This window comes from Sphingomonas sp. CARO-RG-8B-R24-01 (assembly GCF_022662295.1).
In the GTDB taxonomy this organism is placed as follows: Bacteria; Pseudomonadota; Alphaproteobacteria; order Sphingomonadales; family Sphingomonadaceae; genus Sphingomonas.
Genome location: NZ_JAKNQI010000007.1, coordinates 1 through 23,137, shown reverse-complemented (window position 1 = coordinate 23,137; position 23,137 = coordinate 1). Strand labels below are relative to the sequence as shown.

At 65.4% G+C, this 23,137-nt stretch carries 32 protein-coding genes and 1 tRNA gene; 14 read left to right on the top strand and 19 right to left on the bottom strand.

Translation table 11 applies throughout. The annotated features are described in order from the left end of the window. Window positions 1-138 precede the first annotated feature (138 nt). Window positions 139-1,266: an acyl-CoA dehydrogenase family protein gene (locus L8G49_RS14040; protein ID WP_242186422.1), complete on the top strand. Its 1,128-nt coding sequence runs from the start codon at window positions 139-141 to the stop codon at window positions 1,264-1,266. Window positions 1,267-1,412: 146 nt separating this feature from the next. Then, window positions 1,413-2,288 (top strand): acyl-CoA thioesterase II, encoded by an 876-nt coding sequence (locus tag L8G49_RS14035; protein ID WP_242186421.1) that lies wholly within the window; start codon window positions 1,413-1,415, stop codon window positions 2,286-2,288. A gap of 96 nt (window positions 2,289-2,384) precedes the next feature. On the opposite strand, the gene mltG is transcribed toward L8G49_RS14035, so the two are convergent. The 5 genes from mltG to fabD all read right to left on the bottom strand — a co-directional run bounded on the left by mltG (window position 2,385) and on the right by fabD (window position 6,792). Further along, a complete protein-coding gene (gene mltG, locus L8G49_RS14030; protein ID WP_242139241.1) occupies window positions 2,385-3,350 on the bottom strand; it encodes an endolytic transglycosylase MltG in 966 nt (321 codons plus the stop codon). A 7-nt stretch (window positions 3,351-3,357) separates the two neighbouring features. Beyond that, entirely contained in the window at window positions 3,358-4,617 is a 1,260-nt protein-coding gene (gene fabF, locus L8G49_RS14025) for a beta-ketoacyl-ACP synthase II (RefSeq protein ID WP_242139242.1), read from the bottom strand. 123 nt (window positions 4,618-4,740) lie between these two features. Next, entirely contained in the window at window positions 4,741-4,977 is a 237-nt protein-coding gene (locus tag L8G49_RS14020) for an acyl carrier protein (RefSeq protein ID WP_010163766.1), read from the bottom strand. A gap of 126 nt (window positions 4,978-5,103) precedes the next feature. Next, window positions 5,104-5,844, bottom strand: coding sequence for a 3-oxoacyl-[acyl-carrier-protein] reductase (fabG, locus tag L8G49_RS14015; protein ID WP_242186420.1), 741 nt, complete (start codon window positions 5,842-5,844; stop codon window positions 5,104-5,106). Between the two features lie 12 nt (window positions 5,845-5,856). Continuing rightward, entirely contained in the window at window positions 5,857-6,792 is a 936-nt protein-coding gene (fabD, locus tag L8G49_RS14010) for an ACP S-malonyltransferase (protein WP_242186419.1), read from the bottom strand. 184 nt (window positions 6,793-6,976) lie between these two features. On the opposite strand from fabD, the gene L8G49_RS14005 reads away from it, so the two are divergent. After that, on the top strand, window positions 6,977-7,339 hold the full coding sequence (locus L8G49_RS14005; RefSeq protein ID WP_242186418.1) for an RcnB family protein: 363 nt from the start codon (window positions 6,977-6,979) through the stop codon (window positions 7,337-7,339). A gap of 94 nt (window positions 7,340-7,433) precedes the next feature. Here the strand turns inward: L8G49_RS14005 and L8G49_RS14000 are convergent, their stop codons facing one another. After that, entirely contained in the window at window positions 7,434-8,144 is a 711-nt protein-coding gene (locus tag L8G49_RS14000) for a transcriptional regulator (RefSeq protein ID WP_242186417.1), read from the bottom strand. Window positions 8,145-8,681: 537 nt separating this feature from the next. Here L8G49_RS14000 and rpsF point away from each other — a divergent pair. Genes rpsF through rplI form a run of 3 tightly spaced genes read left to right on the top strand, consistent with a single transcriptional unit; the run spans window position 8,682 to window position 9,963 of the window. Continuing rightward, window positions 8,682-9,107 carry a 30S ribosomal protein S6 gene (gene rpsF, locus L8G49_RS13995; RefSeq protein WP_029623922.1) on the top strand — a complete coding sequence of 142 codons (426 nt, stop codon included), beginning with the start codon at window positions 8,682-8,684 and terminating at the stop codon, window positions 9,105-9,107. Between the two features lie 13 nt (window positions 9,108-9,120). Next, window positions 9,121-9,345 (top strand): 30S ribosomal protein S18, encoded by a 225-nt coding sequence (rpsR, locus tag L8G49_RS13990; protein WP_010163758.1) that lies wholly within the window; start codon window positions 9,121-9,123, stop codon window positions 9,343-9,345. 12 nt (window positions 9,346-9,357) lie between these two features. Beyond that, complete coding sequence (gene rplI, locus L8G49_RS13985; RefSeq protein WP_242139247.1) at window positions 9,358-9,963, top strand: 50S ribosomal protein L9; 606 nt, start codon at window positions 9,358-9,360, stop codon at window positions 9,961-9,963. Between the two features lie 210 nt (window positions 9,964-10,173). Here rplI and L8G49_RS13980 read toward each other — a convergent pair whose 3' ends face one another. Continuing rightward, on the bottom strand, window positions 10,174-10,362 hold the full coding sequence (locus tag L8G49_RS13980) for a hypothetical protein (RefSeq protein ID WP_242186414.1): 189 nt from the start codon (window positions 10,360-10,362) through the stop codon (window positions 10,174-10,176). Window positions 10,363-10,387: 25 nt separating this feature from the next. Next, on the bottom strand, window positions 10,388-12,214 hold the full coding sequence (gene mutL, locus L8G49_RS13975) for a DNA mismatch repair endonuclease MutL (RefSeq protein ID WP_242186413.1): 1,827 nt from the start codon (window positions 12,212-12,214) through the stop codon (window positions 10,388-10,390). Between the two features lie 158 nt (window positions 12,215-12,372). On the opposite strand from mutL, the gene L8G49_RS13970 reads away from it, so the two are divergent. From L8G49_RS13970 to L8G49_RS13945, 6 genes are all read left to right on the top strand, one after another. Further along, window positions 12,373-13,419, top strand: coding sequence for a rod shape-determining protein (locus L8G49_RS13970; protein WP_010163754.1), 1,047 nt, complete (start codon window positions 12,373-12,375; stop codon window positions 13,417-13,419). Window positions 13,420-13,547: 128 nt separating this feature from the next. Continuing rightward, entirely contained in the window at window positions 13,548-14,486 is a 939-nt protein-coding gene (mreC, locus tag L8G49_RS13965; protein ID WP_242139249.1) for a rod shape-determining protein MreC, read from the top strand. Further along, entirely contained in the window at window positions 14,483-14,992 is a 510-nt protein-coding gene (gene mreD / locus L8G49_RS13960; protein ID WP_242139250.1) for a rod shape-determining protein MreD, read from the top strand. Before mreC ends, mreD begins: the two co-directional genes overlap by 4 nt. A 32-nt stretch (window positions 14,993-15,024) precedes the next feature. After that, entirely contained in the window at window positions 15,025-17,094 is a 2,070-nt protein-coding gene (gene mrdA / locus L8G49_RS13955; protein ID WP_242139284.1) for a penicillin-binding protein 2, read from the top strand. Then, window positions 17,091-18,206 (top strand): rod shape-determining protein RodA, encoded by a 1,116-nt coding sequence (gene rodA, locus L8G49_RS13950; RefSeq protein ID WP_242139251.1) that lies wholly within the window; start codon window positions 17,091-17,093, stop codon window positions 18,204-18,206. Before mrdA ends, rodA begins: the two co-directional genes overlap by 4 nt. A gap of 108 nt (window positions 18,207-18,314) precedes the next feature. Beyond that, a tRNA-Lys gene (locus L8G49_RS13945) sits at window positions 18,315-18,390 on the top strand. A 40-nt stretch (window positions 18,391-18,430) separates the two neighbouring features. On the opposite strand, the gene L8G49_RS13940 is transcribed toward L8G49_RS13945, so the two are convergent. The 6 genes from L8G49_RS13940 to L8G49_RS13915 form a co-directional block, all read right to left on the bottom strand. Then, the gene (locus L8G49_RS13940) at window positions 18,431-19,135 is read right to left on the bottom strand and encodes an HNH endonuclease signature motif containing protein (RefSeq protein ID WP_242186411.1); all 705 of its coding nucleotides are present in this window, start codon (window positions 19,133-19,135) and stop codon (window positions 18,431-18,433) included. After that, window positions 19,132-19,389 (bottom strand): hypothetical protein, encoded by a 258-nt coding sequence (locus tag L8G49_RS13935; protein ID WP_242186410.1) that lies wholly within the window; start codon window positions 19,387-19,389, stop codon window positions 19,132-19,134. The genes L8G49_RS13940 and L8G49_RS13935 overlap by 4 nt, the downstream gene beginning before the upstream one ends. After that, on the bottom strand, window positions 19,386-19,595 hold the full coding sequence (locus L8G49_RS13930; RefSeq protein WP_242186409.1) for a hypothetical protein: 210 nt from the start codon (window positions 19,593-19,595) through the stop codon (window positions 19,386-19,388). Before L8G49_RS13930 ends, L8G49_RS13935 begins: the two co-directional genes overlap by 4 nt. Window positions 19,596-19,859: 264 nt before the next feature. Next, a complete protein-coding gene (locus L8G49_RS13925; RefSeq protein ID WP_242186408.1) occupies window positions 19,860-20,213 on the bottom strand; it encodes a hypothetical protein in 354 nt (117 codons plus the stop codon). Next, complete coding sequence (locus L8G49_RS13920; RefSeq protein WP_242186407.1) at window positions 20,210-20,425, bottom strand: hypothetical protein; 216 nt, start codon at window positions 20,423-20,425, stop codon at window positions 20,210-20,212. The genes L8G49_RS13925 and L8G49_RS13920 overlap by 4 nt, the downstream gene beginning before the upstream one ends. Then, window positions 20,422-20,823 carry a hypothetical protein gene (locus L8G49_RS13915; protein WP_242186406.1) on the bottom strand — a complete coding sequence of 134 codons (402 nt, stop codon included), beginning with the start codon at window positions 20,821-20,823 and terminating at the stop codon, window positions 20,422-20,424. Before L8G49_RS13915 ends, L8G49_RS13920 begins: the two co-directional genes overlap by 4 nt. Between L8G49_RS13915 and L8G49_RS13910 the strand changes: the two genes are divergently transcribed. Together L8G49_RS13910 and L8G49_RS13905 are read left to right on the top strand one after the other, a co-directional pair. After that, window positions 20,822-21,112 (top strand): hypothetical protein, encoded by a 291-nt coding sequence (locus L8G49_RS13910; RefSeq protein ID WP_242186405.1) that lies wholly within the window; start codon window positions 20,822-20,824, stop codon window positions 21,110-21,112. The genes L8G49_RS13915 and L8G49_RS13910 overlap by 2 nt on opposite strands. Before the next feature lie 84 nt (window positions 21,113-21,196). Further along, on the top strand, window positions 21,197-21,463 hold the full coding sequence (locus L8G49_RS13905) for a hypothetical protein (protein ID WP_242186404.1): 267 nt from the start codon (window positions 21,197-21,199) through the stop codon (window positions 21,461-21,463). Between the two features lie 30 nt (window positions 21,464-21,493). Here the strand turns inward: L8G49_RS13905 and L8G49_RS13900 are convergent, their stop codons facing one another. Genes L8G49_RS13900 through L8G49_RS13880 form a run of 5 tightly spaced genes read right to left on the bottom strand, consistent with a single transcriptional unit; the run spans window position 21,494 to window position 22,926 of the window. Beyond that, window positions 21,494-21,649 carry a hypothetical protein gene (locus L8G49_RS13900; protein WP_242186403.1) on the bottom strand — a complete coding sequence of 52 codons (156 nt, stop codon included), beginning with the start codon at window positions 21,647-21,649 and terminating at the stop codon, window positions 21,494-21,496. A gap of 11 nt (window positions 21,650-21,660) precedes the next feature. Next, the gene (locus tag L8G49_RS13895; RefSeq protein ID WP_242186402.1) at window positions 21,661-21,861 is read right to left on the bottom strand and encodes a hypothetical protein; all 201 of its coding nucleotides are present in this window, start codon (window positions 21,859-21,861) and stop codon (window positions 21,661-21,663) included. Then, a complete protein-coding gene (locus L8G49_RS13890) occupies window positions 21,858-22,190 on the bottom strand; it encodes a hypothetical protein (protein ID WP_242186401.1) in 333 nt (110 codons plus the stop codon). Before L8G49_RS13890 ends, L8G49_RS13895 begins: the two co-directional genes overlap by 4 nt. Next, the gene (locus L8G49_RS13885) at window positions 22,190-22,645 is read right to left on the bottom strand and encodes a hypothetical protein (protein WP_242186400.1); all 456 of its coding nucleotides are present in this window, start codon (window positions 22,643-22,645) and stop codon (window positions 22,190-22,192) included. Before L8G49_RS13885 ends, L8G49_RS13890 begins: the two co-directional genes overlap by 1 nt. Beyond that, complete coding sequence (locus L8G49_RS13880; RefSeq protein WP_242186399.1) at window positions 22,642-22,926, bottom strand: hypothetical protein; 285 nt, start codon at window positions 22,924-22,926, stop codon at window positions 22,642-22,644. Before L8G49_RS13880 ends, L8G49_RS13885 begins: the two co-directional genes overlap by 4 nt. Window positions 22,927-23,137: the final 211 nt, after the last annotated feature.

Below are 23,137 nucleotides of genomic sequence, written 5' to 3'. Positions count from 1 at the left end.
TCCCTCTCCCGCTTAGCGGGAGAGGGTGGCCGAGCGAAGCGAAGGTCGGGAGAGGGCAGAAGCGCGGACGGTAGCATCCGGAACAGCCCCTCTCCCCGACCCTCTCCCCACCGGGGAGAGGGAGAAGAAGGAAGAACAATGCCGCTCTATCTCAACGACGACCAAACCGCCCTTCAGGACACGATCCGCGATTTCGTCGCGGAGCAGGCCCCCGTCAGCCACATGCGCGGCTTGCGCGACGCAAATGACGCGACCGGCTTCAGCCGCGATCTCTGGCGCAGCTTCGCCGAAATGGGCTTTACCGGCATCCTGATCGACGAAGCGGATGGCGGTCTCGGGCTCGGCCATGTCGAGGCGGGCGTCGTGCTGGAGGAGATCGGCCGCAACCTGTCACCCTCGCCCTTCCTCACGACCGCCGTCGCCGCGGTCGCGGCGCTCAAGGGCAGCGCCCACGCCGCACGCTGGTTCCCCGGCATCCTCAGCGGCGAAACCGTCGCCGCGCTCGCGATCGACGAAGGAGCGAAGCATCGCGACACCGTCACGCTGACCGCCGAGCGATCCGGCAACGGCTTCAAGCTGTCGGGCAAGAAGCAGTTCGTCACGCACGGCCACGTCGCCGACCTGCTGATCGTCTCCGCACGCACCGCCGGCAGTGCTGCCGATGCGGAAGGCGTAACGCTGTTCGCGATCCCGAAGGACGCGGCGAACCTGACCGCCACCCCCGAACGCCTTACGGATGCCAGCATCGCGGCGCGGCTCGAGTTCGACGGCGTGGAAGTCGATGCCGACGCGGTGATCGGCGACGTCGACGGCGGGCGCACCCCGCTCGACCGCCTGCTCCGCGCAGGCCGGACGGGCGCGTCGGCCGAGCTGCTCGGCGTCGGCGGTGGCGCGATGGACATGACCGTCGGCTATCTCAAGGAGCGCAAGCAGTTCGGCACGCTGATCGGCAGCTTCCAGGCGCTCCAGCACCGCGCGGCACATCTCTACTCGGAAATGGAAGTCGCGCGCGCCGCCGTGCTCAAGGCGCAGCAACTGCTCGATACCGGCAGCGTCCATGCCGACGAAGCGGTGTCGGTCGCCAAGGCGATGACCGCGCTCGCCACCACCTTGTCGGTGCAGGAAGGCGTCCAGATGCACGGCGGGATCGGGATGACCGACGAATATGACATCGGCTTCTACATGAAGCGCGCCCGCGTGCTGGCCGAGATGTTCGGCGACGCCAACTTCCACGCGGACCGGCTCGCGCGCGCGGCGGGATACTGAGCGGCCCCTTGCCAAACTTCGCTTCCCCGGCGAAGGCCGGGGCCCAGTCGTGAGCGGCTAATGGCAGGCGCTGCACGTCGATGACGCTGGCCATCGCAACTGGGCCCCGGCCTTCGCCGGGGAAATGCTAGAGAGTGACACGTTAAATGACCGACCCCATCCCCGCCCGGCTTGCGCAGGACCTAATCGACCTGCTCGATGTCGAGGAGATCGACACCGACCTCTATCGTGGTCCCAGGGGCAATGACGGGTTCGGCCGCGTGTTCGGCGGACAGGTGATCGCACAGGCGCTTCAGGCGGCGCAGCGGTCGACCGATGCGCCGAAGGCGGCGCATTCGCTCCACGCCTATTTCATGCGGCCAGGCGCGGAAGATCACCCGATCCTCTACCGTGTCGTCCGCGACTTCGACGGCAAGAGCTTCTCGACCCGCCGCGTGATAGCGACCCAGCGCGGCGTGCCGATCCTCAACCTCGCCTGCTCATTGCAGATCCCGGAAGATGGCCTGGCGCATCAGGATGCGATGCCCGAGGTCCCCCCGCCCGAGGACCTGACCAACGACCGCGACCTGCGGCTCGCGATGATCGACCGGATCCCGGAACGCTACCGCGCGATGTTCCTGCGTCCGCGGATGGTCGAGATCCGCCCGGTCTCCCCGCGCAGCTGGCTCGATCCGGTGCCGCACGCCCCGTTCCAAAACAGCTGGTTCCGCGTCGTCGCACCGATCGGCGACGATCCCGCGATGCACCGCGCGATTCTCGCTTATGCATCCGACATGTCGCTGCTCGGCACCGCGACGCTGCCGCATGGCGTCAACTGGATGATGAACAAGCTCCAGACCGCGAGCCTCGACCATTCGCTATGGCTCCACGAGGACTTCCGGGCGGACGAATGGCTGCTCTACGCCTGCGACAGCCCGTGGGCGGGGCACGCCCGCGGGTTCAACCGCGGGAAGATCTTCGCGCGCGATGGGCGACTGGTCGCCAGCGTCGCCCAGGAAGGACTGATCCGCCTGCGCGAATAGCGATCGGGGCGTGCCGCGGAATACCGGGGGGGAAAGCAACCCTCTGGGGAATTGCCCACACCCTGCGCAGTCCTGCCGTCTTGCAGGCAGCCGCGCTCAGATACCGTGCGCCAATCGATACGCCCGCCATTTGACGACATTCGCATTATGCTGCTCCAGCGTGTCGGCAAACACATGCCCGCCAGAACCGTCAGCCACGAAATACAGCGCTTTCGATTGAGCCGGATCCAGCACTGCATCGATGCTGGCGCGTCCCGGATTGCAGATCGGACCCGCCGGTAAGCCCGTCATGGCGTAGGTATTGTAGGCGTTGACCGCACGGACCTCGGACAACAGGATCTTCCGACCCAGCGGCTTGCCCTTGGTAATCGGGTAGATGATGGTCGGGTCCGCCTGCAGCATCATCCCCTGCCGCAGCCGATTGCCGTAGACCGCAGCGACGAGCCGGCGCTCACTGGGCTTGCCGGTTTCCTTCTCGACGATCGATGCAAGGATCAGCGCCTCGCGCGGCGTCTTCACCACGAGCCCCGCCTTACGCTTCGCCCAGGCTTGCGCGAGATACCGCGTCATCGGGACCTGCATCCGCTCGACCATCTGTGCGCGGGGCTCGCCGCGTTGATAGGCATAGCTGTCGGGCAGGATGCTGCCCTCCTCCGGCGCAGGGATGGTGCCGGTCAGTTCCGCCGTCCGGTCAAGCGCCTGCTTCACCATGATGGACGGATACCCTTCGGGAACCACGAGAAAGCGCTGGACCGTCTTGGTCCCCTGCAACACCTTCAGGATGTCACCCTGGCTCATGCGCGGCGGGATCCGATACTCGCCCGCCTTGACGGGCGCGTTCGATCCGAACACGCGCGCAAGCAAACGGAACCGCTCGGCCGAGGCGATCGCACCGGCTTTTTCAAGCTGGAGCGACACCGAGGCGAGGCTCGATCCGGGGGCGATCTGCACCGAGATCGAACGATCGAGCGGACCCTTTCCGCCCCACATGGTCGCTACCCCGAACACGGCCACCGCCGCAATCAGCAGCAGCGCCAGCCCAAGGCAGCCAGACCGGCGCATCCGAACCTCAGACCGCCGTCATGATGAGCGAGGCATTCGTCCCGCCGAAGCCGAACGAGTTGTTGAGTACCGCCTTGACCGACCGCTGCTTGGCAACGTGCGGCACCAGGTCCACGCCTTCGCAACTGTCGCTGGGGTTATCGAGATTGAGCGTCGGTGGAACGATCTGGTCGCGCAGCGCCAGAATGCAGAAGATGCTCTCGACTGCACCAGCGCCACCGAGCAGATGCCCGATCGCCGACTTGGTCGAGCTCATCGACAAGGTATCGATATTGGTGCCGAACAGGCGGCGGACCGCGCCGAGTTCCAGCTCGTCGCCGAGCGGGGTCGAGGTCCCGTGCGCGTTGATATAATCGATGTCCGACAGCTGCAGTCCCGACCGCTTCATCGCCATTTCCATCGAGCGGAACGCGCCCGACCCTTCGGGATGCGGCGCAGTGACATGATAGGCGTCGCCCGACATGCCGTAGCCGATCACCTCGGCATAGATCTTCGCGCCACGCGCCTTGGCGTGCTCATATTCCTCGAGGCAGACGACGCCCGCGCCCTCGCCCATCACGAAGCCGTCGCGTGCCACGTCATACGGCCGGCTCGCCTTTTCGGGCTGGTCGTTGAACGCGGTCGACAGCGCGCGCGCCTGCGCGAAACCGGCGATCCCGAGCGGGCAGATCGCGCCCTCGGCGCCGCCTGCGAGCATCACGTCGGCATCGTCCATCGCGATCATCCGCGCAGCGTCGCCGATCGAATGCGCGCCGGTCGAGCAAGCGGTGACGACCGCGTGGTTCGGGCCCATCAGGCCGTATTTGATTTGGACCTGCCCGGTAATCAGGTTGATCAGCCGACCGTGTACGAAGTGCGGCGAGACGCGGCTCGGCCCCTTGTTCTCGCACACGAGTGATTCGCTCGCGATCCCGGGCAACCCGCCGATCCCCGACCCGATCGAGCAGCCGGCACGATAGCGTTCCGCCTCGGTCATGTTGGTCAGGCCGGCATCCTCGAGCGCCTGTCCGGCCGCATCGATGCCGTAGATGATGAACGGGTCGACCTGGCGCTGGACCTTGTGGTCGACACGCAGGTTGGGATCGAAGCCATACGCATGGTCCGCGGGCTTCACCTCGCATGCGATCCGGCATTTCTGGTCCGACGCATCGAACCGCGTGATCGGACCCGCGCCCGATTTCGACGCGAGCAGATTCGCCCACACGGTTTCGACCTCAGCACCGAGCGGCGTCACGAGCCCCAATCCGGTTACGACAACACGGCGCATGGCCATCTCCCGTTGTATTTCTTGTCATCCAAATAAGAAACGGCCCCCCGCCCCCGGTCAATAGCCCTGGGACGGGGAGCCGCTTCTGACTTCAGCGTTGCTGCCGCGCCCGTGGCGTGGCGCTCAGCCCTTGTGCTCGTCGATGAACGTGATCGCGTCCTTGACGGTCGTGATCTTCTCGGCGGCATCATCCGGAATTTCGACTTCGAATTCTTCTTCGAATGCCATCACCAGCTCGACGATGTCGAGGCTGTCCGCGCCCAGATCATCGATGAAGCTCGCATCTTCGGTCACCTTGTCGGCTTCAACGCCGAGATGCTCGACGACGATCTTCTTAACGCGGTCTGCGGTCTCGCTCATATTCCGTCCCTCTGTAGCTGGGGGTTCTTGATTCCTGAACGCACCTAGAACGGGGTTGGGGCCCTTGCAAGGGGAACCGGCACCCGAACCGGTACGGTAACGCCGCGAACCGTGCGGCGTCTGCGCTTAGATCATCGCCATGCCACCGTTGACGTGAATCGTCTGCCCCGTGACATAGCCTGCTTCGCGGCTCGCCAGATAGACGACCGCCGCGCCGATATCCATGCCCTGGCCCATCTTTCCCATCGGAATCCGCGCATTAAGCGCGTCTTTCTGCGCATCCGGCAAGCCATCGGTCATCGGCGAGGCGATAAAGCCGGGGGCGACGCAGTTCACGGTGATCCCGCGGCTGGCCAGTTCCTGGGCGAGCGCCTTCGACATGGCGGTCAGAGCGCCCTTCGATGCGGCGTAATTCGCCTGGCCTGGGTTACCGGTGGTGCCAACCACCGAGGTGATCGAGACGATCCGCCCGAAGCGCGCCTTCATCATCGGCCGCGCCGCGGCGCGCGCGAGACGGAACGCCGCCTCGAGGTTGACACGGATCACCGCGTCCCATTCCTCGTCCTTCATCCGCATCACCAGATTGTCGCGCGTGATGCCGCCATTGTTGACGAGGATGTCGAGCTTGCCACCGAGCGCCTCGACGGCCTGCGGGACAAGCGCATCCACGGCCGCGCTGTCCGACAGGTCGCAAGGCAGCGCCACGTGATTGCCCGCCAGGCCGTCGCGAAAGGCTTCCAGCTTGGTGACATTGGACCCCGACACCGCCAGTCGCGCCCCCTGTTCCGCAAGCCCACGCGCAATGGCGGAGCCGATGCCTCCCGAAGCGCCCGTGACGAGCGCCGTCATTCCAGTCAGATCGAACATGCTATTTCTCCGTCAGAGCGCTTTTGCGAGCGCCTCGATATCGTCCATCGTCACGACGCTGGCCGTCTCGACCTCGGGCGCGATGCGCTTGATCATGGGGGTCAGCACCTTGCCGCCGAACTCGACGAAACGCTCCACCCCGGTTTCCGCCATCGCGAGCACCGATTCGCGCCAGCGCACCATCCCGGTTACCTGCTCGACCAACAGCCGGCGGATCGTGCCGGCGTCCGCAACGGCGGTTGCGGTGACGTTGGCGAACAACGGGACGAGCGGCGCCTCGATCCGCGCATCGGCGAGCGCACGGTCCATCGCGTCGGCCGCCGGTTGCATCAAGGCACAATGGAACGGGGCGGAGACGGGCAACAAGACAGCGCGCTTGGCACCCATATCCTTCGCCAACGCGACCGCGCGTTCGATTGCGCTCCGATGCCCGGAGATCACCACCTGCGACGGATCATTGTCGTTCGCGACCGTGCACACTTCCCCCTCCGCAGCCGCTTCGGCAATCGCGCGGGCCTTTTCGACGTCGGCCCCCAGCAAAGCCGCCATCGCGCCGATACCGACCGGGACCGCCGCTTGCATGGCTTGCCCGCGTAGCTTCAGCAATCGCGCCGTCGTCGCCAGGTCGATCGATCCTGCCGCACACAGGGCACTATATTCCCCGAGCGAATGGCCGGCGACATAGTCCGCCTTGTCGGCAAGCCTGATCCCGCCTTCCTCTTCCAGCACCCGCAACGTCGCGATCGCATTCGCCATGATCGCCGGCTGTGCGTTCTCGGTCAGTTGCAGCTGATCCTCCGGTCCGTCGCGCATGAGGCGGAACAGATGCTGTCCCAGCGCCTCGTCGACTTCCTGAAACACCGCCCGGGCGACCGGGCTCGCCGCGGCGAGCGCACTGCCCATGCCGACGACCTGACTGCCCTGCCCCGGGAATACAAAAGCTCGCATCACACCACTCCTTTGCACGGGCGGTTAGGCGCTCCACCGAAGCGGCGTCAACCTGAACGGAGCTGGGACGACGGGGACATGTTGCGACCATTTGACGGTCCGTCCGGCACGGATGCGCGACAAACGCCCCCCAGATAGGGTCCGACGCCGGGAGCAAGGCGCCGTCCATAGACAGGAGTTTGTCATGAAAAAGATGATCATCGCGTTGCTGGCAACAGCCGCCGCGGCGAGCCCGATAGCCGCCACCAGCGCCGACGCCCAGCAGCGCCAAACCACGACCGTGGTCCGCGAACGCCCCAACGGCACGGTCGTGACGAAGCGGACCACGGTCGACCGCCCGGCCGATCGCCGCTGGGCACGCGGTCAGCGGTTCGACCGTCGCTATGCGCAGAATTACCGCGAGCTCGGCGACTGGCGTGCCTATCGCGCGCGACGCCTCTACGCGCCGCCGCGTGGCTATCACTGGGTGCGCTCGGGCAATGATGCCGTCCTCGTTGCATCGCGCGGCGGGATCGTCGGCGCCGTGCTGTCGGGCGCCTTCAACTGATGCCGCCGCGCCGTTAGCGCGCCGTAACGATCGGCCTCGGCGACCCGCGCCGAGGCCGATCTTGCCTGTTTTCCGAAGCCCCCGTTTTTCCGGATCAGTGACTTACGCGAACCCCCGCCCGGCGGATCAAACCTCGTTCGGACGCCGCCTCGGGCAGGAAAGCGTGCTGTCCGGTGTCGGTTGCCCAGGGATCGTGCAACGCCGCGGTGGCGAGCAGGGTCGCCACGAGTTCGACCTGACGGCTCGTTCCGGTCTTGGCGAAGATGGCGGACAATTGCTTCCGCACCGTCGCAACCACCGAACCGCGCAGTTGCGCATGGGTCGTCAGCGACCGCCCCATCACCAAACTCTGCGCGAGGGCCGTTTCGCTCGCCGTGAGCAGATACACGCGGGACGGGACCAGGATCTCCGATTCTGCCCATGCCAGCAGATCGCGCACCACCATCTTGGTCCGGCTGGAGGATCGATAGGTTCCCATCGCCGTGTCGCGCGCGATCAGTATCGCATGGCGTGCCCCCGTCGTGTCCATGACGGACACCAACAGCACATCCCCGCCCCGCTGGTTCAGCGCCGCGTTCATCCGTTCGGCGAGATCGAGCGACGCCCAGGCGACCCGCTCGCGCAGCGACCCGCGCAGGATGTTGCCGCGGTCTAGCATGTGCTGCCCAACCGCGTTGCACCCGAGCAAAACGCCGTCCGCGTCCAGTTCGAACGTGGCGAGATACCGGTCCGATACCGGGGTATGAATGTTATAGGCTTCGTAAAGCTGTAGATGATCTGATCGAATTGCGACTCTTGCCGTCATCGAACCGATGTCCTTTCCCCACCAACGAATGAAAGTGCTGGCTCACCTGGCCGCCTGATGATTGGCTCGGCAGTCCTGACGCTTCCATCCGTCCCGTTTTGACGTTCCATTCTGACCTTCAGGAAGTTTGCGCTCCAAAAGCATCCGACAACGAAACCCGTCGAAAAGAGCACTGCACCGCAAAACATCTCTATTAATAGGATCATGACGGAACACCTCCTGCCGCCCTACCTACATCCATGCGACCTATATCAGAATACGGCAGATCGTGTATGGTTAATACTTAGGATGATGTAGGATTTCTTCGCCGGACACATATACGGTCTGGAAGAGTAGATTTAGCGTGAAAAAACAATCCTAACATTGGCGTTGCGATATGCCGGCCATGAACGCTTGCGTCGCGCGAAGAGATCGGGCAATGGGCTCGCCCGTGCTGCGGCCAGAAATGGTCGTCGTATGGGATTCCCGAGACGACAGCCGGAGGGGCGTCCGCATGGTGCGGCGTCAGCGATCGGCCAAAAGAGAGAGACGAGACACATGGCTCTATACGAGCACGTGTTCCTTGCGCGCCAGGATCTGGCACAAGCGCAGGTGGACGCCCTGGCGGAAACCGCCACCAAGATCGTGAACGATAACGAAGGCCGGGTCGTCAAGACCGAGAGCTGGGGTCTGCGTAGCCTGGCGTACAAGATCGCCAAGAACCGCAAGGCGCATTACGTGATGCTCGAAATCGACGCCCCTGCCGGTGTCGTCGCCGAGCTCGAGCGCCAGACGCAGATCAACGAAGACATCATCCGCTACATGACGGTCAAGGTCGACGCGCTCGAAGAGGGCCCGACCGTGATGATGCGCAAGTCCGAGCGCGACCGTGAGCGTCGTGGCGACCGTGAAGGTGGCCGCGAAGGCCGCGGTGATCGTCCTGACCGCGGCGACCGCCCGCGTCGTGACTTCGACGGCGAATAAGGAGCTATAGACCATGGCACGCCCATTTTTCCGCCGCCGCAAGAGCTGCCCGTTCTCCGCAAAAGACGCTCCCCGGATCGATTACAAGGACGTCCGGTTGCTTCAGGGCTTCGTGTCCGAGCGTGGCAAGATCGTCCCGTCGCGTATCACTTCGGTGAGCGCAAAGAAGCAGCGCGAGCTCGCCCAGGCGATCAAGCGTTCGCGTCATCTGGGCCTTCTGCCCTACATCGTTAAGTAAGGAGCGGCTGAGATGGATGTCATCCTGCTGGAACGCGTCGACAAGCTCGGCAACATCGGCGACGTCGTCAAGGTGAAGGACGGGTTCGCCCGCAACTTCCTCCTGCCGAACAAGAAGGCGCTTCGCTCCAACGAAGCCAACCGCAAGGTCTTCGAAAAGAATCGCGAGAACATCGTTGCCGAGAACGCAGCGCGTCGTTCGGAAGCGGAAGTCGAGGCCAAGGACATCGACGGCACGACCGTGACGTTGATCCGTCAGGCGTCGAACACCGGCCAGCTGTACGGCTCGGTCGCGGTGCGCGATCTGATCGAGATCCTCGAGGCCGAAGGCCACAAGGTGTCGAAGTCGGCAATCGTGCTCAACAAGCCGATCAAGGCCATCGGCCTTTACGAGGTCAAGGTTTCGCTGCACCCGGAAGTGTCGGTGACGATCAAGGTCAACATTGCACGCTCGCCCGAAGAGGCGAAGATGCAGGCCGAGGGCGTCAACGTCATGGAAGCGATGTTCGAAAAGGACGAGGCTGGCTTCGTTGAGGATTACGATCCCAACGCAGAACCCGGCGCGACCGCCGAGGTTGCCTCGAACCAGGACGACGTCGAGGCTCCTGCCGCAGCGTAAGTCATTCGGTTACTGTGCGAAAAGGGCCGTCCGGAGTGATCCGGGCGGCCCTTTTCGGTTGGATGGGAGCGCGGAAGGTTAGGCAAAGGTTAGGCGGTATCGCATGCCGTCGACCCATCGCCCTAACGGATCAGGAATGCGGTGCCGGTGCTGTCAAAGAGCGCGCGTGCATGATGCCATGCCGATCGCATGTAGGACAGGCGGAAATGGTCAGCCTGTTACCGCGCACGCACCGACCAGGGCCGCGAGCGGAATGAGCGCGAAAAAGACGGGAAGAACTTTGGTCATGGGGCGGTCCGATACGACGAAGGGGGCTGTCGTCGTGTAAATGCGCCGTACGAGATTTGTTTCCGTTCGATGAACGAAACCCAGCATTTCGTCTTTCTCCTTACCGTTCATTTCGAGTCCCGCGGAATTGGCCCTGCTACTTCCGACCGAACAGCCGCTCGATGTCGCCATGCGCCAGCTTCACCCACGTCGGGCGGCCGTGGTTGCACTGCCCCGAATGCGGAGTGACTTCCATTTCGCGCAGCAGGGCATTCATCTCGGCGACCGACAGGATCCGCCCTGCCCGCACCGATCCGTGGCACGCCATCGTCGCAGCGACGTGATCGAGTCGCTCGCGTAGCGACAGCGCCTCGTCGAAGGCGGCGAGTTCGTCGGCGAGGTCGGTAACGAGGCCGGTGACGTCGCTTTGCCCGAGCATCGCCGGCACGCCGCGCACCAGCATCGCGCGCGGGCCGAAGCGGTCGAGGTCTAGGCCGAACTCGCTGAGCTCGGATGCCCGCGCCTCGAGGCGGTCGCAGGCGGATTCGTCGAGCTCGATCACTTCGGGGAGGAGTAGCGCCTGGCTGGCGACTCCGCCGGACGCCATCGCCTTGCGCATCCGTTCGAGCACGAGGCGTTCGTGCGCGGCGTGCTGGTCGACGAGGATCAGCCCATCCTGCGCTTCGGCGACGATGTAGGTCTTGGCGACCTGGCCGCGGGCTACGCCCAAGGGGTAGGCGACGGTTTCGGGGGGTGGGGTGTAGGCGGGTTCGGCGCGGGCTAGCGGGGGTGGGGTGAAGAAGGAGCGGCGGTCGGATACCGCGTAATACCGTTGATCCACGGGAAGCCCCTCCCCTTCAGGGGAGGGGTTGGGGGTGGGGGGTGTCTCACCGAGCCGGAGCTCTGCTGGACTTCCCCACCCCAACCCCTCCCCTGAAGGGGAGGGGCTAGTTTCTGTCGTCCACGCGGCGAGCGCACTCTCCGTCGGCCGCTGGCTGCGATGTCCCGCCTCGTCCAACGCCCTTCGCAACCCGCTGACGATCAGCCCGCGCACCAGCGCCGGATCGCGGAACCGCACCTCGGTCTTGGCGGGATGGACGTTGACGTCGACCGCATCGGGCGGGACGTCGAGGAACAAAGCCACCACTGCATGCCGGTCGCGCGGCATCATCTCGGCATAGGCGCCGCGAATCGCGCCGATCAGCAGGCGGTCCTTCACCGGACGCCCGTTGACGAACAGATATTGATGATCCGCGATCCCGCGATTGAACGTCGGCAAACCGGCGATCCCGCCGAGCCCGATCCCCTCGCGGACGAAATCGATCCCGACGCCATTCTCGACCAGCCCGCGGTCGGTCAGCCCGGCGACTCGGTCGGGCAAGGTCTCGCCCGAGCTGACCGACAGCGATCGCCGCCCGTCATGCTCGACCGAGAAACCGATATCCGGCCGTGCCATCGCGAGCCGCCGCACCACGTCCATGCACGCCGCGAACTCCGCACGCGGCGAACGCAGAAACTTGCGCCGCGCAGGCACTCGGGCGAACAAGGCCTCGACCCGCACGCGAGTCCCGGGCGGGATCGCGGCGGGGCCTTCCGACTCCAGCACGCCATTGTCGATCACGCGCGACCACCCTTCCGCGCCCGGCACGCGGCTCTCGAGCGTCATCCGCGCGACGCTCGCGATCGAGGGCAACGCCTCGCCGCGAAAACCGAGCGTGCTGACCGCCTCGATCGCCTCGTCGGGCAGCTTCGACGTCGCATGCCGCTCGAGCGCGAGCGCCATGTCGGACGGTTGCATCCCGCACCCGTCGTCGGTGACTTCGACCAGGTCGGTCCCCCCGCCCGCCAGCCGCACCGCGATCCGCGTCGCGCCCGCGTCGATCGCATTCTCGACCAGCTCCTTCAACGCGCTGGCTGGCCGTTCCACCACTTCACCGGCAGCGATACGATTGACGAGATGTTCGGGGAGGCGGCGTATTGACATGCCTTAAGCTCTAGCCCAAGCGACGCCATCCCGCGAGCCGTAACCGTGACTTAACCAGAGCGTGGGCTTCGCTCTGAAAGCCACGGTCTTAAGCATGTCGCGGGGGCGAAATGCGACCTGCCGGAAGCCACCGCACCCGGCGTGAAACGGAACGATCCATGGGCTTTTTCTCGAATCTCTTTCGCTTCTCCTCGCACGACATGGCGATCGATTTGGGGACCGCCAACACCGTCGTCTATCTGCGCGGTCGCGGCATCGTGCTCAATGAACCCTCGGTCGTCGCGGTCGAAACGCTCAACGGCGTCAAGCGCGTCAAGGCGGTCGGCGACGACGCCAAGCTGATGATGGGCAAGACCCCCGACAGCATCCAGGCGATCCGCCCCTTACGCGACGGCGTGATCGCCGATATCGACGTGGCCGAGCAGATGATCGCGCACTTCATTCGCAAGGTCCACGGCGGGCAGCGACGCTTCATGCGCTGGCCGCAGATCGTGATCTGCGTCCCCTCGGGTTCGACCTCGGTCGAGCGCCGCGCGATCCGCGATGCCGCGTCGAACGCCGGCGCCTCGCAGGTCTGGCTGATCGAGGAGCCGATGGCGGCCGCGATCGGCGCCGACATGCCCGTCACCGAGCCGATTGGATCGATGGTCGTCGACATCGGCGGCGGCACGACCGAAGTCGCGGTGCTGTCGCTGCGCGGTCTCGCCTATACCACGTCGGTCCGCGTCGGCGGCGACAAGATGGACGAGGCGATCGTCTCCTATGTCCGGCGCAACCACAATCTCCTGATCGGCGATGCGACCGCGGAGCGGATCAAGCAGGAAGTCGGCGTCGCCAAGCCCCCGCTCGACGGGATCGGCCTGACGATCCACGTCAAGGGCCGCGATCTCGTCAACGGCGTGCCCAAGGAGATCCAGATCAACCAGGGCCAGATCGCCGAAGCGCTGAGCGAACCGGTCGGCCAGATCGTCGAGGGTGTCCGCATCGCGCTCGAGAATACCGCACCCGAACTAGCGGCCGATATCGTCGATCAGGGCATCGTGCTGACCGGCGGTGGTGCATTGCTCAAGGGCATCGACGAGGTTCTGCGCGACGAGACCGGCCTGCCGGTCACGATCGCGGACGACCCCCTCACCTGCGTTGCGCTCGGCACCGGGCGGGCGCTCGAGGATCCGATCTACCGCGGTGTGCTGCACAGCGCCTGAGCGGGGCGCACGCAGCAAGAATGAAGGGCCGTCAAGCGGGATGGGTACGCGAACCCCTACTCAGCGCAGGCGGCCGTCGCTACAGATGGTAGCATCAGGCGGCCTTTGGGCCTTTGGACGGGGGTAACATGGCGCCGCCTCGCAATCGGCGCCCGGGTTTTTCGCGGCGGGCGCAATATGGTTTGTTTCTTGGCTATGTGATCGCGGTTGCAGGGTCGTTGGTCGCCGCGGTGCTTCTTGCCCTGTCGGCGATCGATCCGCCGGCCTTCGCGGTCTTGCGCGCCAGCGTCGCCGAAGTGACGACGCCGATCTCGTCGGGGCTATCCACGGTGGGCCAGTGGTTCGGCGCGATCCCGGGCGGCGTGTCCGAATATTTCGGCGTCCGCGACGAGAACCGCCGGCTGCGCAAGCAGCTTGCCGACCAGCATGCGCTGTTCATGCGCGCGCGGTCGCTGGGCTATGACAACCGGCGGCTCGCCGCGTTGCTGCGGTTGCGCGAACGCGTTGCCGATCCGGTCGTCACCGCACGCCTGGTCAGTTCCTCCGGCGCCAGCACGCGCCGCTTTGCGGTGCTCAACGCCGGATCCTGGCAGGGCGTTGCGTCGGGGCAACCGGTTACCGGGCCCGACGGCCTGGTCGGCCGGGTCCTGGAAACGGGACCCAATAGTGCGCGCGTGCTGTTGCTGACCGATCCAGAAAGCGTCGTTCCCGTGCGCCGGACCCGCGACGGCATGCCGGCGCTGGCGGCGGGGCGCGGCGACGGGCTCATCGACATCCGTTCGGTCGCGATGGCCAATCCCGGTTTTGCCGCGGGCGACGTTTTCGTCACGTCCGGGATCGGCGGGATCTATCCGCCCGACGTTCCGGTTGGTCACATCGTCCGGCGCGGCCGGGATGCGGCAATCGCGCGGAGCTATGCCCAGCCCGACACGCTGGACTATGCGATGGTGCAACAGGCGTTCCTGCCACCCCCGCCCCCGGTCGCGGTTCCGCAGCCCGCCCCGAAGCCGACACCCAAGCCCAAGGCCAAGCCAACGTCCCGACCTGCGCGGCCCGCCGCGCGATGAGCCAGATTCGCGGCCCCTTCGACGAGCCACCCGATCACAGTCTTGCACGCTTCGTGCCGGCGTTGTCGGTCGTGCTTGCATCAACGCTCGCGGTCTGGCCGGTCATCGCCAACATCCCGGTCCTGCCGCCGTTCGGACTGCTGATGCTGCTCGGCTGGCGCCTGTCCCGTCCGCTGAGCCTGCCGGTATGGGCGCCGCTGCCGCTTGGGCTGTACGACGATTTGCTAAGCGGCCAGCCGCTCGGCAATTCGATGCTGTTCTGGACCCTGTGCTTCTTCATGATCGACCTGATCGACCAGCGCGTCGTGTTTCGCGATTTCTGGCAGGACTGGCTGATCGCCGGTGGATCGATCTGCTTCTGCCTCATCCTCGGGCGGCTCGTCGCTTCACCGCTCGGCGCGCACGTCGACACGCTTTTGATGCTGCAAATCGCGGTAACCACCTTGCTGTTTCCCCTCGCGACGCGCATCTGCTCGATGCTGACGCGCGAGGAGGAAACGGCGTGACCGGGCCGACCTTCGGCAATTCCAACAAGGTGATGACCGAGGCGGCGCAAAGCTTCAGCTTTTCGCGACGCGCGGTGCTGCTGGGCGCGGGTCAGGGGCTGGTCGGCGTGGCGCTGGCGGGCCGGATGGCGTGGCTCGCGGTCGCCGAGAACGAACATTATACCACCCTGTCGGAAAGCAACCGCGTCAACATGACGCTGGTCCCGCCCCGCCGCGGCTGGATCGTCGATCGGCACGGCGCGCCGATTGCCAACAACCGGACCGATTTCCGGGTCGACATCATTCCCGACCGGCTCGAGGACAAGGATCGCGTGCTCGCCCTGCTCCGCGACGTCCTGAAACTGCCGCCGGAGGAGATGGACCGGCTGGTCTCCGACCTCGAGCATGCGGCGGGTTTCCAACCCGTCCAGGTCGCCGAGAATCTCGACTGGGAACGCTTCGCCGCGGTCAGCGTGCGCTTGCCCGAACTGCCCGGCGTGGCCCCCACGCGCGGCTTCTCGCGCAGCTATCCCGCCGGGGCGGCCGTCGCCCACCTGACCGGTTATGTCGGTGCCGCGTCGGCCGAGCAGTATAAGCAGACGCACGACCAGCTGATGGTCACGCCCGGCTTCAAGCTCGGCAAGGACGGGCTGGAAAAGACGCTCGAAAAGACGCTGCGCGGCGTTGCCGGCCAGAAGCGCGTCGAGGTGACCGCGCGCGGCAAGCTCGTCGCCGAACTCGCGACCAGACCCGACCAGCCCGGCCAGAACGTCCGGTTGACGATCGACGCAGGGCTGCAGGACTATGCCGCGCGTCGCCTGGGCACGCAGTCCGGCTCGGTCGTCGTGATCGACTGCACCAACGGCGAAATGCTGGCGATGGTGTCGATGCCGGCGTACGACCCCAACAACTTTTCCGACGGGATCAGCCATCTCGAATGGAAGATGCTGTCGGACAACGACCATGTGCCGTTGATGAACAAGGTCCTGCAGGGCCTGTATCCGCCGGGATCGACGGTCAAGCCGATGAATGGCCTGGCGCTGCTCGGCGCTGGCGTCCCCGCGTCAGAGCGGGTCTTCTGCAGCGGAGCGTTGCGCGTCGGGACGGGCGTGTTCCACTGCCATCTCAAACGGGGCCACGGCGCGCTCGATCTCAAGAACGCGATCATGCAGAGCTGCGACATCTATTTCTACGAAATGGTCCGGCGCCTCGGGTATGACAACGTCGCGCCGGTCGCGCGGTCGCTCGGGCTCGGCCAGAAGTTCGACCTGCCCTTCCGGAGCCAGCGCTATGGCACCGTCCCGGACGCGGCATGGAAGCTGCGTCGCTACAAACAGGCCTGGACCGTGGCCGACTCGCTGAACGCCTCGATCGGCCAGGGATATGTGCTGACCAACCCGTTGCAACTGGCGGTGATGGCGGCGCGGCTCGCCTCGGGTCGTGCGCTCCAGCCCAGCCTGCTCACCGGCCATGTCCACACCGATGCCCCTGCCCTGTTGGTGCAGCCCGACCACCTCCGGACGGTCCATGAGGCGATGTGGGGCGTGGTCAACGGCGGGGGGACTGGCGGCGCTGCGCGAATGCTGACGCCGGGGGTCGCGCTTGCGGGCAAGACCGGCACCGCGCAGGTCCGCCGCATCACGATGGCCGAGCGCGCGGGCGGCGTGCTGAAGAACGGATCGCTTCCCTTCAAGATGCGCGACCACGCGCTGTTCCAGGGGTTCGCGCCGCATGACAACCCGCGCTACGCGATCGCCGTGGTGCTGGAACATGGTGGCCATACCGTCCGCAACCTCGACACGCCCGCGATCGCGCGCGACATCATGACATGGCTGTTCGACCGCGACCGCGCGATGGCGTCGCTGGCCGAAGCGGAACCGACCTGGGGTGGCGACATCCGGACCCGCATGGCGGCCGAGACCGCCGCCTACCGCGCCGCCGCCAATGCGCCGCCGCTCGCGGTCGGCGCCCAGACCGAGCGCGATGCGACCGCACCGACCGACGCGCCCGCCGTCCGCGCGGCGGCCGCCGCCGACGTCGCAGCCGCCGAAGCGCTCGCCAACAGTGCCGCGCCCGGCAATACGGTCGCCGAGGACGGCAGCACGGAGCACGATCCGCGATGAGCACGCGCAGCATCGTCCCCGCCCCGTTCGCCCAGCTGCCGTGGAAGATCATCCTGCTGGTCCTGGCGATCGGCTGTTTCGACCTGCTCGTGCTCTATTCGGCGGCGGGTGGCAGTGTCCGGCCCTGGGCGCTGTCGCAGGGCATCCGCTTCTTCATGCTGCTGGGCGTGGCGCTGGCGCTGTCGCGCGTGCCCGAACGCTGGTGGAACACCGGCGCGATCCCTGCCTATGGGGCGCTGTGCTTGATGCTGGTGCTGGTCGAGCTGGTCGGCGCGGTGCGCGGCGGCGGCCAGCGCTGGCTCGACGTCGGTTTCATTCGCCTTCAGCCGTCGGAGTTGATGAAGCCCTGCATCGTCCTCGCCTGCGCAAAATTCTACGACATGCTGCCCCCGAACGAGACTCGCCGGTTCGGGGCGATCTGGCCCGCGGCAATCCTGATCCTGATCCCCGCGGCGCTGGTCATGAAACAGCCCGACCTCGGAACCGCGCTGATGATCACGATCGGTGGCGTCACGGTGATGTTCCTGGCCGGCGTCCCGCTGCGGCTTTTCATCATCGGCGCCCTGTCGCTGTGTGCGGCCGTGCCGCTCGCGGTCAACTTCGTGCTGCACGGCTACCAGCGCAACCGCATCCTCGTCTTCCTGGATCCCGAAAGCGATCCGCTGGGTATCGGCTACCATATCAGCCAGTCGAAGATCGCGATCGGGTCGGGCGGCATCTTCGGGAAGGGCTTCCTCAACGGGACGCAGAGCCATCTCGATTACCTGCCCGAGGGGCACACCGATTTCGCGCTGGCGACGATGATGGAGGAATGGGGCCTGCTGGGCGGCGTCCTGCTGATCGTGGCGTTCGTCCTGATCGTGCAATGGGGTCTCTCCACCGCCCTGAAAGCCCAGTCACGCTTTGCGAAGCTGACCGCCGCCGGGCTCGCCGCGACGATCTTCTATTATGTCGCGATCAACATGGCGATGGTGATGGGGATGGCGCCGGTCGTCGGCGTCCCCCTGCCGCTGATCAGCAATGGCGGATCGAGCCAGATGACGTTCATGCTGTGCCTCGGTATCCTGATGTCGATCAACCGGTCGAACCACAAAACCGAGGGTCGCTGGTGAGTTTTTTGCCGCAATCGCAAAAAAGGGTTTGCAAGCTGCGCAGACGCTGCTAACCGACCGCCTCCCGGCAACGGCGGCGCTGACGCGCTGCCCCTACCAAGCGGGAATGGACGCATAGCTCAGTTGGTAGAGCAGCTGACTCTTAATCAGCGGGTCCTTGGTTCGAGCCCAAGTGCGTCCACCACTCTTCACATTGGAATCCTTAGGTTTTCTGCCGAAGCGCGCTAGCGCTCCGACATGTTCTCCGACACGCTTTCCGACAAACTCGGTTTGTTCGGGATATGTTTTCGGGCGCAAAAAGCCGCATGCTTCAGCTTGGCAACCGCCATTACAGTTGGCTTAAGCTCGGGGCTGGCAGCATCGTATGCGAGCGTCTTTCGCCAACGCCCCCCGTTGAGCCGTGCCAGCACTTCGCGCGGGACAGGCTCCCAATTTGCGGGATCAGTATTCAGCGGGTTGCTGTCGAGACATTTGAGGGCGCATCCTTCGGGAACGGGCCCGTTCGCAAGCTCCCATAGGTGCCGGTGCTTCAAAACATAGCGGCGTTCGAATCCGGTGTGGGGGTTCGTCTCCGCGACGCTGATCTCGACGTAACCGTCTTTCGAGACGCGCTCATGTCCAAGATAGTTCGTATTGTGGGGCCGCTGGCCTACCTTGAATTGCGTTTTGCGCGCGTTCGGATGGCGCCCACCCTTCCCCGGCGGGCAAGGCACGCCCTTGTTCATCGGCGCCGCGCCCTTCGCGAACTGGCCGGTGCGGCCGGTCGACCATCCCTTCCGTTTGCGCAGCGAATGAAGGTTGATTAGCGAGGCGTCGACGCGCCCGAAACGCTCGCAGAACGCCCGGTGGTAATCGCTGATCACCATAAGACGGTTGGCCTCGAGCCACGCCATCTCCTCGGCGCTGTACGAGATTGCCCGCCCCTTCATGAGGAGCCATCCTGATATGGGGCTTTCGCCTCGATCATCGGCAGCATGGGCATGAAGCGGTCGCCGTGGTTGGCGATGACGAGCGCAGCTTTCAGCTGCAGGTCGGCGTTGCGAATGACGTGATCCGCCAGCTGAGTTATGGCCTCCGCGCGCTTTGCCTCCTTCTCGATGCCCTCGAGGTCGAGGTCTTCGTCGCCGAGCCGCTCAAGCTGCGCGAACAGGTGGTTATTCAAATCAGAGAGCTTGTTCTTCATTTCGTATCCCTCGCTTCGTCCAGCGCGCCAATCCGCGCGATATGCTCGCGCCGCACTGACGCGATCCGGCGCGCCTTCTCGGCGTTCGCCTTGTTGTAGATCTTGGTGACGGCGAGCGTCTTGTGACCGGAGACGGCGCGGACGTCGTCTTCGCCGGCGTCGCCGATCTCGGTAATGCCGCCATGCCTGAACCCGGTGAACGTCATGTCCTTCGGAAAGCCGAGGGCACCCGACGCAGAACGTGCCGCTGTAGAAGAACGGGTCGCGGGCATAAGTCTCGGCAAGAGCGAGGCCCATGTTGGTGACGACGCCGCATTTCTCGTGGACGTAGGCGCGGCGGACCGGCTCGACGAAACCCTTTGCGCGCTCGCCGGCGGACAGGACGACGTAGCCCTTCTGCATGCCCGTTGCCGGGTTGATATCGCGATGGTCCGGGGTCACCGGACTCCCATCGGTCAAGGTTGTGTTGCTCACAGCAAGTCTCCGGATTGAGGGGGTAGGATCGTGCGCAGCGGCGTGCGGCGGTGAACAGGTTTTTCAGGCGCACCGACGATGAGGCGGACAACTGCGGGGTGATGGAGCTTGCCGTCCGCACCCATCCAGGTCAGTCGACCGTAATGGATCCAGTCCTCCGGCAGTTCTGACATGCCGAACCGCAGCAGCGGCTCGATGTCCTCCGGATACTCGGCGAGGTAGGAGACGAAGCTCCCAGCCGTCTGCGTGCCGCTGACGCCCGCTGCGTGGCCCAAGGCTTCCGAGACGTCGGCGAGCCGCTTGATCACTGCAACGGCGGCGGCGAAATCGATCGTCGACACGTCCGTCATGACGGTTTCCGGAGATCGGCAAGCGCCCGCGTCAGATCCATGCTCGCGCGGCGAACCGCGCCGCCATCCTTCGGCGGGATGCTGTCGTCGACAAACGTTTCGCTAGCCTTGAGCCAGTCCTTTGGGACGCTGACAGGCTCGGGTACGGCCTTGGCACGGGCGATGAAGCGCTCGGCCTCCGCGATCGCAATTTTGAGGGTTTCGCGGTTCATGCTGATACTCCCGCGCCGGCACGCCGGCAGTAATCGATAAAAGAGAGGTTGCAGTCGGCGTCGAGCCACGCCTGATAGCGCCGCTGGCTGCGCGTCAGCTTGGGGGGCAGCGGGCTGTTGGCGACGACGAACGCGCGGCCCTTGTCGGTGACGCGGAAGAAGTCGTCGCCCCCGAACATCAGGGTTGCGCCATCCTTGCGCCACATCAGCCCGGCCTCGACCAGTGCCATGCAGTCCGGGTGGTCGTCACTTCCGTCACCGGTGACGAAGTGCGAACGATATTGGTTGCCCTGCCCGTACTGGTCGACGCCTAGTGCATGCTGCAGAACATGAAGCTGGCGTGCAGCGTCGTCCGAGCGCACAACAGGCCCAGCTACGATGATGGGACGATCACTCATGCAACGCACCGATCTCTTGGAGTTCGAACCTGGGCGCGGACGCTGGTCGAGGGATGCTGACGGCTACGAGTTCACTGGTATTGGCGTTTCCGGTCCGGTTCGCTTCGTCATCACTGCGGAAGCGTTGCGGGAACTGGTCAATCCAGGAGGCGAAGCAGTCGATGGAGAGCTCGGCGTGTCGATCTTCGAACAGTTCGACCACGATATTTTCCACATTGCCCAGCGCGAGGTCAGCAGGCGGGGAACAGAGCACCAGCCCATTATTCTGACGCGGGACGATATGGGCTGACATCACGACGGCATCCCGTCATGCTGGACACTGTCGAGCTGCGCGCGCACCATCTCCACGGACAAAACGTTGGGACTCTCAAGCATGACCGAAGCCTTCGCGAAGTTTGAGTACGCGCCCTCAGTTGATCGATTGTCGATGAAGGAATGGCGGTGGGGTAAGCCCCTCCTGTTCCAAGTTTCCGTCACCACCCTGGCGCAGCTGTACGGCCCTGTCGGAGACCAGACACCTGACCAGGTCGTCAGGTTGAATCGGGCACAGTTGAACCATGTTGCGACGCGCAAAACGCGAGACGCGTTGATGCGCCCGTCTGAGCCGGTGACGTTGGAACAGTGTGATTTTGCAATCTGACAAGTGATATCGGACGAAAAAGCGGTGCCGTCAGCCATGTCGCACCGCCCCGCGCCCGGCGCGCAGCTGGTCGAGACGTTTCCGGATCCACAGCGGGTCGATGCGGTCCCGGCGGGCCCGCTCCTCAAGCACCCGGGCGACGAGCTGGCGATCGTTGTGTTCGAAGCGCCGAATTGCGGGAAGCATGTAGCAGCCGCTCACAGCGCACCCCGCATGCGAACGGTCCCGGCGGTGGGCATGTGCGGCGGCGCGGCATCCCACTTGGCCTGGTCGACCTCGACCGGCGCGCGCGTACGGTGGGCGCACAGGACCTTGCCATTGCGCGGCGGCACGCGGCGCAGCAGGCGCAGCGGGAGAAAGTGACCCGGGGCCACCTCGACGTTCCGGTATTGGCTCATATGGTTGCGTCCGTCCATTTCACGTCGCCCGAGGGCGCGATGATTTTGACACGCCGGCCGTCGCGAGATTTCACGATCAGCGGGCAGCGGAGGTACTTGGTGATGTACGGGTCATAGACGTCGGCCCCGGGCCGATCGTTCGGGTAGAGCAGCGGCACGTCGTACCACCACACCTTGGTGGTGCTCCGACCCATGCGCTTCAGCGTGGCAAGCTGCTCTTGCGTCCAGGGCGAGCCCTCGACGGCCTTGCCGTGCCACACGTCGTTGAACGACGGGTTGAGGCGCGGGCCGGACACGAGCGCGATCCTGATGCGTTCTGCCTCGTCCATCAGCTGAAGTATCCTGTGAACAGCGCGCAGGCGGCGCGGTTCGCCTCGAGGCGCTCGCGCGTGTTGGCCGCGATCTGGGCGGCAGCGGCAGCGGCGGCGTCGTGTTCCTTGGCGAGTTCGTCGTAACGTGCGACGCTGAGTTGCAACGCCTTGGCGATCTGCGAAGTGTTCGGACGGCGACCGACGCGCTTCCGCACGCGGGCGTCGGCACCGAGGAGCGCCATCAGTGCACGGAATTTCTTCGGCGGTTCCTCGGCGATCTTGCGGTCGACGATCCGCTCGGCGCGCGTCCAGATATCTGCGCGTAGGTCGCGCGCACGGCGTTTCACGACGGCCGAAATGCTCATGGTGTCGCGGACCTCCTGTTTCTTCAGGTCCGCTTCAGTCCGCTGCAAGGCGGCGAAGACTGGGCGCAGATCGACCAGTGCCTGTTCCAGATCGGGGTCGCGCGTCATCGCGGCGCCCCCGCAACATGCGCCCAGCGCGCGCGGTGCGGCGACGCTTTGCCGTACGCCCTGCCCGCCTCGAAATGGTCGACGCCATACTTCGTCTGCCAAGTGCGCAGCCCGATCGTGTCTTTCTCCTGGTGCGCGCCCGAGCAGAGCGGCACGGCGTGATAGTCGGGCGACTTGAGACCGCATCCCTTCATGCCGTCGGCATCGGAGTGCGACGCCTCCATCACGCCGGTGCATACATGCCCCGCCCGACCCGCGAGCAGGCACGGCCGCTTGCGCAACCAGGCGAGGTGGGTAGGGAACCGGCGGCCGGCATCGGCCTTCCCGCTGTTCTGCTTCCGAGAGCGGACATCGACGCGCATTAGCCGAGCCACGCCCGCGCAACGACGAGGCAGACGAACACCAGCCCGACGCCGAGGGTCAGCGCTGCGGACGCCCAGAGCGATTCCGGTTGCTCGGCGTCGGCGCGGACGCGCGCGGCCTGCTGGTTGA